We start from the raw sequence: 11928 nt of genomic DNA, 5'->3' as shown, positions 1-11928 counted from the left end.
TGAGCAGGGCGATCATCTCGGCGTTGCTGAGCATCAGCTCGTACCAGGTGCGAAGAATGTCGGCGCGGTGCCGGGTGGTGGTGGCGGCCCAGGACCGGCCGGCTTCGTCGGCGCGGGCGACGGCGGCGAGGGCCTGTTGGACGTCGAAGTCGGGAACCCGGGCGATCGTCTGACCGGTGGCCGGATCGTGCACGTCGAAGGTGCGGGTCACGCCCGGCACGGCGAGATCGAGCTTGGCCAGAACCTTCTCGGAGTCGGCCAGGGCGGTCGGATCGGCGTCGGGAGGGTGCGCATAGTGATCACTTCGCTTCCTGGACGGAGAGGACGGTGCCGATGACGGCCACGAGCTGGCGGATCTCGTCGTCGGTGGTGACGAACGGCAGGCTGATCTGCACGGCGTTGCCGCCCCGGTCAGAGACGTGCGGGCGACGCAGGTTGCGGTGGAGCGCGGAGTGGATCGGGTTCTTCGCGCGAGTGCACCCACGCATCAGATGAACGCGCCACATACGGAGCGATCCAGGCCCTTGGCCGAAGCCGTCACCGGACTCGGCTACCAGGCCGCCCCGGCCTCTGGGGCGGCCATTCGCATCCACATCGGCCCGGTCTCCGCGCGGCCTGGCCCACTGGTCACAGCACCGCCCCCACCCCGGCCAAGGTCCACAAGCTCACCGAAGACGACGGCTTTGACTGGAGCAAAAGCCGGGCCGGACGCGCTACCGAACCGCTGCCGCAGGTCGGTGCCCTGCTACAGCACCCTTTCGAGGAACGCCTGGGTTCGCTTCTCACGGGGATTGCCCAGCACTTCCCGGGCGTCGCCGCGCTCCACCGCGATGCCGCCGTCCATGAACAGCACCTCGTCGGCGACCTCTCGGGCGAAGCCCATCTCGTGGGTGACGAGCAGCATGGTCATGCCGTTGCCGGCGAGGTCGCGCATGACGGCGAGTACTTCGCCCACGCGTTCGGGGTCCAGGGCGCTGGTGGGTTCGTCGAACAGCATGATGGTGGGTTCCATCGCCAGGGCGCGGGCGATGGCCACCCGTTGCTGCTGGCCGCCGGAGAGCTGGGCGGGGTACTTGTGGCCGCACCCCTCCAGGCCCACCTTGGCCAGCAGTTCTCGCGCCTGTTCCCGGGATGCCGCGCGGTCCTTCTTCTTCACCAGCACCGGTCCGGACATGACATTGCTCTCGGCGGTCATGTTGGGGAACAGGTTGAACTGCTGGAACACCATGCCGATGCGGGCGCGCTGTTCGGCCAGCCGCTTGGGGCGCACGGCGTGGTAGGCGTCGTCCTTCTCGACGTAGCCGAAGTCCTCGCCGTTGACCCGCAGGACACCGCGGTCGACGGTCTCCAGTCCGTTGATGCACCGCAGCAGTGTCGATTTCCCGGATCCGCTGGGCCCGATGATGCAGGAGATCTCCCCTGCCGCGACGGTCAGGTCGATGTCACGCAGGACCTGGTGACGTCCGAAGCTCTTGCACAGCTTGCGTGCGACGATCGTTCCGTCGGCGTTCACAGCAGGGACTCCCTCGTGGTGGGAACGGGCTGGCCGGCCCCCGGCTCGGCCGAGGTCGCGGCCGGGGTCAGCCGCGTCCTGGTCGAGCGGGAGAAACGGCGCTCGATCATGGACTGCGGCACGCTCAGCACCAGCGTCATGACCAGGTACCAGAGGCTGGCCACGATCAGCAGCGGAATCGTCTGGTAGTTGCGGGCGTAGATCGACTGTGCGCTGTTCAGCAGGTCGGCGACGCCGAGCACGCTCACCAGCGAGGTCTCCTTGAGCATGCCGATCACCTGGTTGCCGGTGGCCGGAATGACAGCCGGCATGGTCTGCGGGATGATCACGTGCCGGAGCTTGGTGAACCCCGACATGCCCAGGGACTCCGCGGCCTCGTGCTGTCCGCGGCTGACCGAGGCGAACCCGCCACGGATGATCTCCGACATGTACGCGGCCTGGTTCAGCGTCAGCCCGACCACGGCCGCGGTCATCGGCGTCATGATCGCGTTCACGTTCACCGGCGTGGAGATGTCGGTGAACGGGATGCCGATCGAGATGTTCGGGTACAGCGCCGCGATGTTGAACCAGAAGATCAGCTGCACGAGCACCGGGGTACCGCGGAAGAAGGTGATGTAGAGCTGGGCCAGCCCGGAGATGGGCCGCTGGTGCGACATGCACATCACGGCCAGCACCAGCCCGAGCAGTGTGCCCAGAGCCATGCTGACCACGGTGAGAAGGAGCGTGATCAGCAGGCCGTTGAGGATCGTTTCAGTGGTGAAGTAGCTGAACACCACCGGCCAGCGATAGTTCTCATTCGTCACCGCGGTCCACACCAGACCGGCGACGATCGCGATCGCGACGGCCCAGGCCACGTAGTCGCGCGGACGCTTCGGCGTGATCCGCTTCTTTTCTTCGGCCAGCAGTTGTGACACCGGTCGGCTCCTGGTCGTCGTCTCGAGCACGTCCATCGGTATCTCAGTCCTGCGGGACGGCCATGGCCGCGGTCTTGATCCCGAGGTCATCGAAACCCCAGCGGCCCAGCGCCTCGGCGTACTTGGGGCTGTCGATGATCGACTGGATGGCAGCCTGCACCGCGGGAGTCAGCGGCGAGTCCTTCTTCAGCGCGACGGCCACGGTCTTGGTGGCCACCAAAGGCTTGAGGACCTCGAACGTCTTCGGCTGCTGCGTGGCCGCCCACTGAAGCCCGGTGAAGTCGTACATCACCGCGTCGATCCTCTTGGAGACCAGCTGGGTCAGAGCGTCGTTCACGCTGGGCAGGGTCACCGCCTTGATGGCCGGCTTGCCCTTGCTCGTACAGTCCTGCTTGGACAACTGGGGCAGCCACTGCAGCTCCGCGGTGCTGCCGGACTGGACGGCGACTCGGTGCCCGCACAGGGTGTGGGTGGTCAGCTTCTGCGGATTTCCGTAGGGGACGGACACGCCGGTGCCGGCCTTGAAGTAGTCGACCATGTCGAGCACCTTCAGCCGGTCCTTGGTGGCGCCCATGGTGGACGCCGTGAAGTCGTACCGATTGGCCTGCAGTCCGGTGATGATGGTGTCGAACTTGATGTTGTTGATCTGCAGCTTCAGGCCGAGCTTGGCGGCGATCAGCCGGGCCATGTCCGGGTTGAACCCGATCGGGGTCTTGTTGTCCGATGCCATGAACGTGGTGGGCGGGCTGGTCAGGTCCATGGCCGCCGAGAGCGTGCCCTTGGCCTTCACCGCCGCGGGCAGCAGCTTCACCGCCTTCGCGTCCGGCTTCACACCGACCGAGATGTCGTCGGTGTGCTCGGCCGACGAGCCGGATCCCCCGCCCTGCTTCGTGCTCTTCGCCCCCACGTTCTGCCCGGTGCCGCTCGCCCCGCACGCGGCGAGCGCGAGCGCCAGGGCCGACGTGACGATCGTGACGCTCACGTTTCTGCTGACTCGCATGGGTCTGCTCCTTACTCAAAGGGAAGGGCGCTGGGAGCGCTCAGATCCCGGTGGGTGGTGTTTCGAACTGGCTGGGAATGGTCAGGAACCCGTCGGACTGGGCGTTGGGCCTTGTGGGGTGCCGGATGGGACCCGCTCATCGCTGCGACCGGTCCCGCGGTTCGCGACCTTCACGTACGACAGAAGCGGAAGGCTCAGAAGGCGGTGTATCCGCCGTCAACCGGGAGAACCGCTCCGGTGATGTACGACGACTCTGATGATGCGAAGAAGAGGACCGCGTCGGCGACCTCTTCAGGGGTGGCGAGGCGTTGCAGCGGGATTTGCCCCTCGCGCTCGCGGCGGTAGGCCTCGGGATCGGCGCTGCGCTGGATAGCTGCTTCGATGACCGGGGTGGCGGTCAGGCCAGGAGCGACGACGTTGACGCGGATGTTGCGGGGAGCCCATTCGATCGCTGCGCCCTTGGCGAGCATGATGAGGCCTCCCTTGGCGGCGGAGTACAGGACTTCCCCGGGCTTGCCGACCATGCCGAGCCGTGAACCAATACAGACGAACGAGCCACCTTCGGAAGGCATCAGCGGCGCGAAGTGCTTCATCACGAGGAACGCGCTGAGCAGGTTGCTGTCGAGCACATTCTTCGCGTCGGCGGAGGCCATCTCGGTGAGCGGACTGCTGGCCTGCAGGCCGTGGTTGAGGACGACGACGTCGACGGCGCCGAGGGACTCGGCAGCCTGCTTGGCCAGGTCCTCGACGAACGCCTCGTCATTGAGGTCTCCAGGGACGTACAGGTCGTCGGGCTCAACGCTGTCGAGCCGCTCCCTGCGACCGGTGAGCAGCAGCCGCGCGCCCTCACGGCGGAAGTGGGAACTCACCGCCTGCCCGATGCCACTGCTGGCGCCGGTCACCAGGGCCGCGACGTTCTTGAGTCTCATGTCAGGTATTCCTTCACGGGGGGCGGTCGATTCGCGCTCGGCCAGGGGGGAGTCGTCCCGGGGCCGGTCAGCCGAGGAATCCGCGGGCGTCGACCGGCCACCGCTGCAGCGACGTGCCCGCGCTGTCGGTGACGAGCAGGTCCTCGAAATCGGGGACGCCCGGGCATACGTGGTTTTGCACCACCGGCACCACCCGCACCACGGTGGCGACGCCGAGGCGGAACTCGCCGACCTGCAGCGGGAGGAGGCTTGTCCAGGAACGCCTGTTCCCGCGTCGAGGATGACCTGATCGGGAACCCAATCGCTGCCCACGGTGGCAGTGACCAACAGCGACTCGTATGTAGCTCGATCATCTCTGCCCGGCTCTCCTTCTGAGGAACAGGATGGGCGGAATGCCGTGTGGTGGCTCAAACTAACCGTCAGATTGTCGTATGTCGACCATCGGACGACCTGTTCTCGCTGCCGCGTGGTGGCTCAAGATAGCCGTCAGATAGTCGTTTGTCGACCATCTTGGCAGTCGTCCCTACTGACCTGCGCTTGTTCTGCAAGTCGGGCGGGGGCAAGGCGCCCTCGGGCGGCCGACCCGGACTGGCGATGCCGTCTTGTCCTCCGGAGGCCGCCCGCCGTTGCGCCACCTCACCCATCCTCCTGGGCGACTACAAGACCGACCCGGAGGCCGAACTGGAGCGGCCCACCCGCATCTCCCTCATCGACACCGAGACCGCGAAACTGCGCCTGGTCGACCTGGGCACCAGCTACTCCTTCCGCTCCCTTGGCCGCGGCCCTCGTGGCGAGGCCCTCGTCCTCGGCACGAACGGCACCCTCCACGTCATCGATCCCGAGACGGGCAAGGTGGACATGAAGATCCCCGTCGTCGGCGAGTGGCAGGAGCCGCTGGACTGGCAGCAGCCCCGGCCCACCCTCTTCGTCCGCGACCACACCGCGTACGTCTCGGAACCGGGCAAGCGCCCTGCACGCCGTCGACATCGAATCGGGCAAGAAGGTCAAGTCCGTGACCCTGCCGAAGAGCACGAACGAACTCTCCGGCGTCGTCACCGGCCATGATCCTCAGACCTCGGACCTGCTCCTCCTGGACGAACCGACCACCGGCCTGGGCCCCGAAGCGAGGGACCGGATCGCCACCCTGCTGACGGAGCCGGTCGCCGACGTCAGGACCGTCGTCCAGGCCACGCACGACCTGGAAGCCGCACGCTCGGCAGACGCCTGCCTCCTGCTCCGCGAGGGCCGACTGGCGGCGCAGGGAAACCCCGAGCAACTTCTCACCGCCTCAACACTCGCCCAGATCTGGCAAACGGTGTGAGGCGATGATCCTCTTCGTCTTGCCGCAGGTCCGGCAGCGGTGTCCCAAGGCTCTCGCACCGGTGGATCCGCGCCGATGAGAGCCGACGCACCCTTCGAGCGCTCTCCCGCAGCCCCACTGTGCGGCTGCCCGAACGGATGCCGGATCAGCGCTGCAACGGCAGCCAGGCTCTCGTGAAAGTGCAGGCCGAGAGCCTTGTCGTGGGAGTGAACCGATGTTCCTCGACATCTTCGAGTTCGACGCGTGCCCGTGTACAGTGTGGACCGCCTTTGACCTGCAGAAAGCAGGCGGAGAGCCGTCTTCCAGGAGTCCAAAGTGCTGCGTACTCTGTTCAAGTCCAAGATCCACCGCGCCACCGTGACCCAGGCCGACCTGCACTACGTGGGATCGGTGACCATCGACGCCGACCTGCTCGACGCCGCCGACCTGCTGCCCGGCGAGCTCGTGCACATCGTGGACATCACCAACGGCGCCCGGCTGGAGACCTACGTCATCGAGGGCGAGCGCGGGTCCGGCGTCGTCGGGATCAACGGGGCCGCCGCCCATCTCGTCCAGCCCGGCGATCTGGTGATCATCATCAGCTACGCCCAGGTGACGGACGCCGAGGCCCGGGCACTCGCCCCCCGGGTCGTGCACGTGGACCGCGACAACCGGATCGTGGACCTCGGCGCCGACCCGTCCGAGCCGGTACCGGGCTCGGACCAGCAGCGCAGCCCGCAGGCCGTCCGGGCCTGACCGAGGTACAACCGACGTACAGGGGACAGGAGCGTGTCCATGAGGGACCTGGAGATCCGCGACGACCGGGCGGCGGGCCGCCTGGAGGCGCTGTCCGGCGGTGAAGTGGTCGGCCGCATCGAGTACTTCGTCCTCGACAGCCCCGAACGCGCGCTCGTTCCGGTGCACACGATCGTCGAACCGGCCCACGAGGGCCAGGGCATCGCGGGCGCGCTGGCACGAGAGCTCTACGGCATCGCCGCCCGCGAGGACAGCGCCGTCGCCCCGCTCTGCCCCTACGTCGCCAAGTGGGCCGAACGCCACCCCGACGAGGCCCCGCCGGCCGGCCAGGACCTGCTGACGGCGGCGAAGGACTGGCTGGCCGAACACCCCGGCCGTTTCTGATCTCCCGATTCCGGCTCCCGAGCCGGGACACGTGGGTGTCCCGGCTCCGCTCCCGTTACCTCCACCTGGCCCCTCCCCGTCCCGCCCGGGGGTGACTGGGGAAGGAGCCGACGGGTAGGCGGGGGAGTAGTCCAGAGCCGGAGTCGAGCGACTGGCTGGAGGACCTCATGACGAATCCGTATCCCGACCCCGTGCCGCCGGGGCCGACACCGGGCCCCGAGCCCCAGCCCCCGGAGCCGCGCCCCGATCCGGTGCCGAACCCGCAGCCGCCGCCCGGCCCGGAGCCGACCCCGCCGCCCCCGGCCCCGACCCCGCCCCCGGGTCCGACACCGCCGGGGCCGACCCCACCGGGCCCGACCCCGCCGGCACCCCCGGGCCCCGACCCGGTGCCGGGACCCGACCCGTCCCCGATCCCCCCGGGACCGGAACCCGTGCCGAACCCCGAGCCGGGCCCGCCGCTGTCCTGAACCGCGGCACGAGAACGGGGCCGGTGGACAGCCGTCGCAGCTGCCCACCGGCCCCGTGCCGTTCCGTCAGAGCGAAGCGCCTACGCGGAGACCTCCGACCGGTCCCCGCCCCACAGCGTGTGGAACGACCCGTCCCGGTCCACCCTCCGGTAGGTGTGCGCACCGAAGTAGTCCCGCTGACCCTGCGTCAGCGCCGCCGGCAGCCGCTCCGCGCGCAGGGCGTCGTAGTAGGCGAGCGCCGCGGCGAAACCGGGCGTCGGCACGCCCTGGCGGGTCGCGGCGACCAGCACCTCCCGCCAGTCGTCCTGGGCGTCCGCGATCTCCCGCGCGAACGTCGCGTCCGACAGCAGGCTCGGCAGGTCCGGCCGGGCGTCGTAGGCCGCGCGGATACGGTCCAGGAAGGCCGCGCGGATGATGCAACCGCCCCGCCACAGCGCGGACACCGCACCGAGGTCGATGTCCCAGCCGTACTCGCCGCGGGCCGCGTCGATCTCGTGGAACCCCTGCGTGTACGACACGATCTTCGACGCGTACAGCGCCTGTTCCACCCGGTCGGCGAACGCCTGGGCCTCCGCCTCGCCCATCGGCTTGGCCTGCGGGCCGGCCAGCCCGCGCGAGGCCTCCCGCAGCGCCGCGTGCCCCGACAGCGACCGCGCGAAGACCGCCTCGGCGATGCCGGACACCGGCACGCCCAGGTCGAGCGCGATCTGCACGGTCCAGCGGCCGGTGCCCTTCTGCTCGGCCTGGTCCACCACCACGTCCACGAACGGCTTGCCCGTCTCCGCGTCCACGTGCGACAGCACCTCGGCCGTGATCTCGATCAGGTACGAGTCGAGGCGGCCCTGGTTCCAGGTGCGGAAGATCTCCGCGATCTGGGCGGGGGAGTACCCGGCGACGTCGCGCAGCAGCTGGTACGCCTCACCGATGAGCTGCATGTCCGCGTACTCGATGCCGTTGTGCACCATCTTCACGAAGTGCCCGGCACCGTCCGGACCGACGTGCGAGACGCACGGCGAACCGTCGGCCGCCTTCGCCGAGATCTTCTCCAGCATCGGGCCCAGCGACTCGTACGACTCCTTCGGGCCGCCCGGCATGATGCTCGGTCCGTTGAGCGCGCCCTCCTCACCGCCGGAGACGCCCATGCCGACGAAGTGGATGCCCTGCTCGCGCAGGTCGCGCTCCCGGCGCCGGGTGTCCGCGAAGTGCGCGTTGCCGCCGTCGATGATCATGTCGCCGGGCTCCAGCAGCGGGGCGAACTCCTGGATCACCGCGTCCGTCGGCTCACCGGCCTTCACCATCACGACCAGCCGCCGCGGCCGCTCCAGCGCGGCCACGAACTCCTTGGCGGTCTCGCACGCGACGAACTCCCCCTCCCCGCCGAACTCCTCGACCAGGGTGCGCGTGCGCGCGGGCGTCCGGTTGTGCACCGCCACCGTGTAGCCGTTGCGGGCGAAGTTGCGGGCGAGGTTGCGGCCCATGACCGCGAGACCCGTGACGCCGATCTGCGCTGTACTGCTCATTCGGTTGGCTCCTAAAGACCTCGGTATCGGTGCTGCGGATGGTGTCCACCAGCATGCCCCCGCCGACCATCCTGACGTGCAGCCACTCCGTCCGCACGCGCGGGTCGTACGACGTCGCGCAGGCAGATACGCACAAGAGCCCCCGTCGCACTCACCCGACGTACGCGTCCCCGCGCGCGCCGCACGTGCGCACCGGGTGACGTACACGGTGCACCGGCGTGGCGCACGTCGCGCAACAGGGGCCTCATCCCGGCCATTTGGGCAACCGGGCGGCCGATAGCCGCCTTGTCCTGGCCGGTTCGCAGCGCTTACTTTTGCCCCTCCTGACGCATGTCTAGGGGGGCTCTCGATGGCCGTACGCGGCCGGCATCGCCGGTATCAGCCGAACAGGATCAACCGCGCCTCACTCACCGTCACGGCGGGCGGCGCGGGCATGGCGCTCCCGTTCATGGGCGCCGGCACCGCCCAGGCGGCCGACGTGGACACCTGGAACAAGGTCGCCGCCTGCGAGTCGAGCAACGACTGGAACATCAACACCGGCAACGGCTTCTACGGTGGGCTCCAGTTCACCCAGTCCACCTGGGAGGCGTACGGCGGCCGGGCCTACGCGGCGCGCGCGGACCTGGCCACCAAGAACCAGCAGATCGCCGTCGCCGAGAAGGTGCTCGACGGGCAGGGCCCGGGCGCCTGGCCGACCTGCTCCGTACGGGCCGGACTGAGCCGGGGCGGACCCGAGCCCGACATCCGGCCGGCCGCCGAGAGCACGGGGAAGGGCGAGAAGGCAGACCGGAAGACCAGGCCCAGGACCTCCATCGAGGACGTGCGGCCGCAGTCCACGCCGCAGTCCCGGGCGGGCAGCGCCGAGATGTACACGGTGGTGCGCGGCGACACGCTCTCCGGCATCGCCGAGGAGCGGGAGGTGCGGGGCGGCTGGCGAGGTCTGTACACCGCCAACCGCTCGGCCATAGGGGGCGATCCCGACCTCATCGTGCCCGGCCAGCGGCTCGCGCTGCGCGGGGAGGGCGCCACGAAGACGCGGCCCGCGCCCGAGCGGGCCCCGTCGGCCGAGCCGTCGGTGAAGAAGCCGTCGTCGAAGTCCCCGGACCGCGCCGAGGAGCGTGCCAAGGACCGGTCCAAGGGCGAGAGCAAGGAGCGCGCCGCACGGTCCACGACGACCCGGCAGGGCCTGGTCGCCCCTGTCAGCGCATCCCTGGGGACGCCCTACCGCAAGGCGGGCTCGTCCTGGTCGAAGGGCTACCACACCGGCGTCGACTTCCCCGTGCCCACGGGCACGTCCGTCAAGTCGGTCGCCTCGGGCAGCGTCGTCAGCGCGGGGTGGGGCGGTTCGTTCGGCTACCAGGTCGTGATCCGGCACGGCGACGGCCGCTACAGCCAGTACGCCCACCTGTCGGCGATCTCCGTGCGGGACGGGCAGACGGTGAGCGCGGGCCAGCGCATCGGCCGCTCCGGCTCCACCGGAAACAGCTCGGGCCCGCACCTGCACTTCGAGGTGCGGACGGGGCCCGGCTTCGGCTCGGATGTCGACCCCATCGCCTACCTGAGGGCCGGCGGCGTCAGGATCTGATACGCGTGCGGTGCCGGTCCACCGTGGGCATCGGTACGTACGGGATGCCGTAGCAGGCGGCGTAGGAGAGCGGGCGTTCCCCGGAGGACACCGACGGTTCCCCGCTCTCGTGCGCGACGTCCGGTCCGGCCTCGGGTTCACCGGCGGCGGAGACCGCGGGCACCGGCGCGGTCACGGGCACGTCTCCTGACGCAGCCCGGCCGGCCCCGCCACGATCACCGGCCCCGACGCCCATCGGCCGGGGCAGCGCCCCCACGGCGACGGGCGGCGCGCCCACGGTCTCGGGCACCGAACCGCCCAGGGCCCCGGGCAGTGATGCGCCCGGGGACCCGGGCAGCAGCGCACCCACGGGCTCGGGCAGCAGCGCGCCCACCGTCTCGGGCAGCTCGCTTCCGCTTCCGGGCAGGTCGCCCACTGCCCCGACCAATGCGCCCGCGCTCCCGGCCGGTTCCCCGGCCGGCCCTGGCAACATCCCCGTCGTCCCGAGGCCCGTGTCCGCGGGAACCAGCCCCGTCCCGGCGACCTCCAGGCCGGTCCCCGCACGCTCCGGCTGGGCGTGGGTGAGCCGCTCCGTCGTCAGCAGGATCAGGCCGCCCGCCGCCACCACGCCGCAGCTCAGGGCGAGCGCCGTGCCCGTCGAGCCGTAGCGGAAGGTCTCGCCGAACATCGTGATGCCGACGGCGGCCGCCACCACCGGGTTCACGACCGTCAGCGTGGCCAGCGGTGCCGCGAGGCCGGCACCGCGGTAGGAGGCCTGCGACAGCAGCATGCCGGCCGTGGCCAGGACACCGATCACCGCGAGGGACGGCACGTCCGCCGCCGACACACCGCCGGTCCAGTCGACCGCGACGGTCTTGGTGAACACCGAGGACATGCCGAACGCGATACCGGAGGCGGTCGCCAGCAGCATGCTCCGCACCGCCGGGTGCCGGTGCGCGGCCCGGCCGGCGATCATCAGCGCCACGACCACACCGGCGGTGGCCAGGGCCACGGCCACCCGCTCCGCGGCGTCGAGCGACCGCGCGTCGGACGCGGCGACCAGGGACAGCAGACCCGCCAGCCCCACCGTCGCCATGATCGCGCCCCGCCACGCCGTGGCACCCGCCTTGCGACCCACGAACAGCGCCGCCATCGGCAGGGCCACCACGATGGTCAGCGCGCCGAGCGGCTGCACCAGGCTGAGCGGGCCGTACGCCAGCGCCACCACGTGCAGCAGTCCACCGAGACCGTTCAGCGCGACCGCCGCCCACCAGGCCGGCCGCCGCAGCGGCGCGTACTGCTCGCCCGGCGAGGACTCCGCCACCCGCTCCTGCACGATCGCCCCGCCCGCGTAGGCGAACGCGGACACGAGGGACAGCAGGACGGACAACGCGAGGGCGCTCATCGGCTGCTCCTCTGCGTCAGGCGGGGGCGCTCGGCCCGGCGCGGCGAAAGGTCGGCTTTCATGACCAACACCCTGCCGTGTCCAGGTCTTCCCGTCGTCGTCCCTGAGCACTCATTGGGTCCTACTGCCGATGGAGTACGAGGGGAACCCCGTCATCCCCAGGGTGGGCGACGCCG

11 protein-coding genes and 2 pseudogenes are annotated in these 11928 nt (G+C 70.1%); 5 read left to right on the top strand and 8 right to left on the bottom strand.

Going from position 1 to position 11928, the window contains the following annotated elements:
• The 6 genes from GTY47_RS05195 to GTY47_RS05175 form a co-directional block, all read right to left on the bottom strand.
• Window positions 1–211, bottom strand: a 211-nt coding sequence (locus GTY47_RS05195) for an aldehyde dehydrogenase family protein (protein ID WP_343336047.1), incomplete at its 3' end; no start/stop codon positions are given.
• A gap of 88 nt (window positions 212–299) precedes the next feature.
• Window positions 300–488, bottom strand: coding sequence for a hypothetical protein (locus GTY47_RS40135; RefSeq protein WP_158688397.1), 189 nt, complete (start codon window positions 486–488; stop codon window positions 300–302).
• Between the two features lie 257 nt (window positions 489–745).
• Window positions 746–1513, bottom strand: a complete 768-nt coding sequence (locus GTY47_RS05190) for an amino acid ABC transporter ATP-binding protein (protein ID WP_010037367.1) — start codon at window positions 1511–1513, stop codon at window positions 746–748.
• Window positions 1510–2463: an amino acid ABC transporter permease gene (locus GTY47_RS05185; protein WP_010037364.1), complete on the bottom strand. Its 954-nt coding sequence runs from the start codon at window positions 2461–2463 to the stop codon at window positions 1510–1512. The genes GTY47_RS05190 and GTY47_RS05185 overlap by 4 nt, the downstream gene beginning before the upstream one ends.
• A 7-nt stretch (window positions 2464–2470) precedes the next feature.
• A complete protein-coding gene (locus tag GTY47_RS05180; protein ID WP_010037362.1) occupies window positions 2471–3427 on the bottom strand; it encodes an ABC transporter substrate-binding protein in 957 nt (318 codons plus the stop codon).
• Between the two features lie 194 nt (window positions 3428–3621).
• Window positions 3622–4329 (bottom strand): SDR family NAD(P)-dependent oxidoreductase, encoded by a 708-nt coding sequence (locus GTY47_RS05175; RefSeq protein WP_231911096.1) that lies wholly within the window; start codon window positions 4327–4329, stop codon window positions 3622–3624.
• A gap of 663 nt (window positions 4330–4992) precedes the next feature.
• Here GTY47_RS05175 and GTY47_RS05170 point away from each other — a divergent pair.
• The 4 genes and pseudogenes from GTY47_RS05170 to GTY47_RS05155 all read left to right on the top strand — a co-directional run.
• Window positions 4993–5419 (top strand): annotated as a pseudogene (locus GTY47_RS05170) (hypothetical protein); the annotation flags it as partial.
• Window positions 5420–5425: 6 nt separating this feature from the next.
• Window positions 5426–5677, top strand: a pseudogene (locus GTY47_RS05165) (ABC transporter ATP-binding protein); the annotation flags it as partial.
• Window positions 5678–5992: 315 nt separating this feature from the next.
• Window positions 5993–6412, top strand: coding sequence for an aspartate 1-decarboxylase (gene panD, locus GTY47_RS05160; RefSeq protein WP_010037349.1), 420 nt, complete (start codon window positions 5993–5995; stop codon window positions 6410–6412).
• Between the two features lie 39 nt (window positions 6413–6451).
• Window positions 6452–6796, top strand: a complete 345-nt coding sequence (locus GTY47_RS05155) for a GNAT family N-acetyltransferase (RefSeq protein ID WP_010037347.1) — start codon at window positions 6452–6454, stop codon at window positions 6794–6796.
• A gap of 547 nt (window positions 6797–7343) precedes the next feature.
• On the opposite strand, the gene gndA is transcribed toward GTY47_RS05155, so the two are convergent.
• The gene (gene gndA, locus GTY47_RS05150; RefSeq protein ID WP_010037346.1) at window positions 7344–8783 is read right to left on the bottom strand and encodes an NADP-dependent phosphogluconate dehydrogenase; all 1440 of its coding nucleotides are present in this window, start codon (window positions 8781–8783) and stop codon (window positions 7344–7346) included.
• Window positions 8784–9132: 349 nt separating this feature from the next.
• On the opposite strand from gndA, the gene GTY47_RS05145 reads away from it, so the two are divergent.
• Window positions 9133–10368 (top strand): transglycosylase family protein, encoded by a 1236-nt coding sequence (locus GTY47_RS05145; RefSeq protein WP_010037345.1) that lies wholly within the window; start codon window positions 9133–9135, stop codon window positions 10366–10368.
• On the opposite strand, the gene GTY47_RS05140 is transcribed toward GTY47_RS05145, so the two are convergent.
• Window positions 10358–11752 (bottom strand): DMT family transporter, encoded by a 1395-nt coding sequence (locus tag GTY47_RS05140; RefSeq protein WP_010037343.1) that lies wholly within the window; start codon window positions 11750–11752, stop codon window positions 10358–10360. The two genes, GTY47_RS05145 and GTY47_RS05140, sit on opposite strands and share 11 nt — an antisense overlap.
• Window positions 11753–11928 lie beyond the last annotated feature (176 nt).

This window comes from Streptomyces sp. SID5464 (assembly GCF_009862985.1).
Lineage (GTDB): Bacteria > Actinomycetota > Actinomycetes > Streptomycetales > Streptomycetaceae > Streptomyces > Streptomyces chartreusis_D.
The sequence above is the reverse complement of the archived record's forward strand: the minus strand, read 5'-3'. Positions and strand labels throughout refer to the sequence as shown.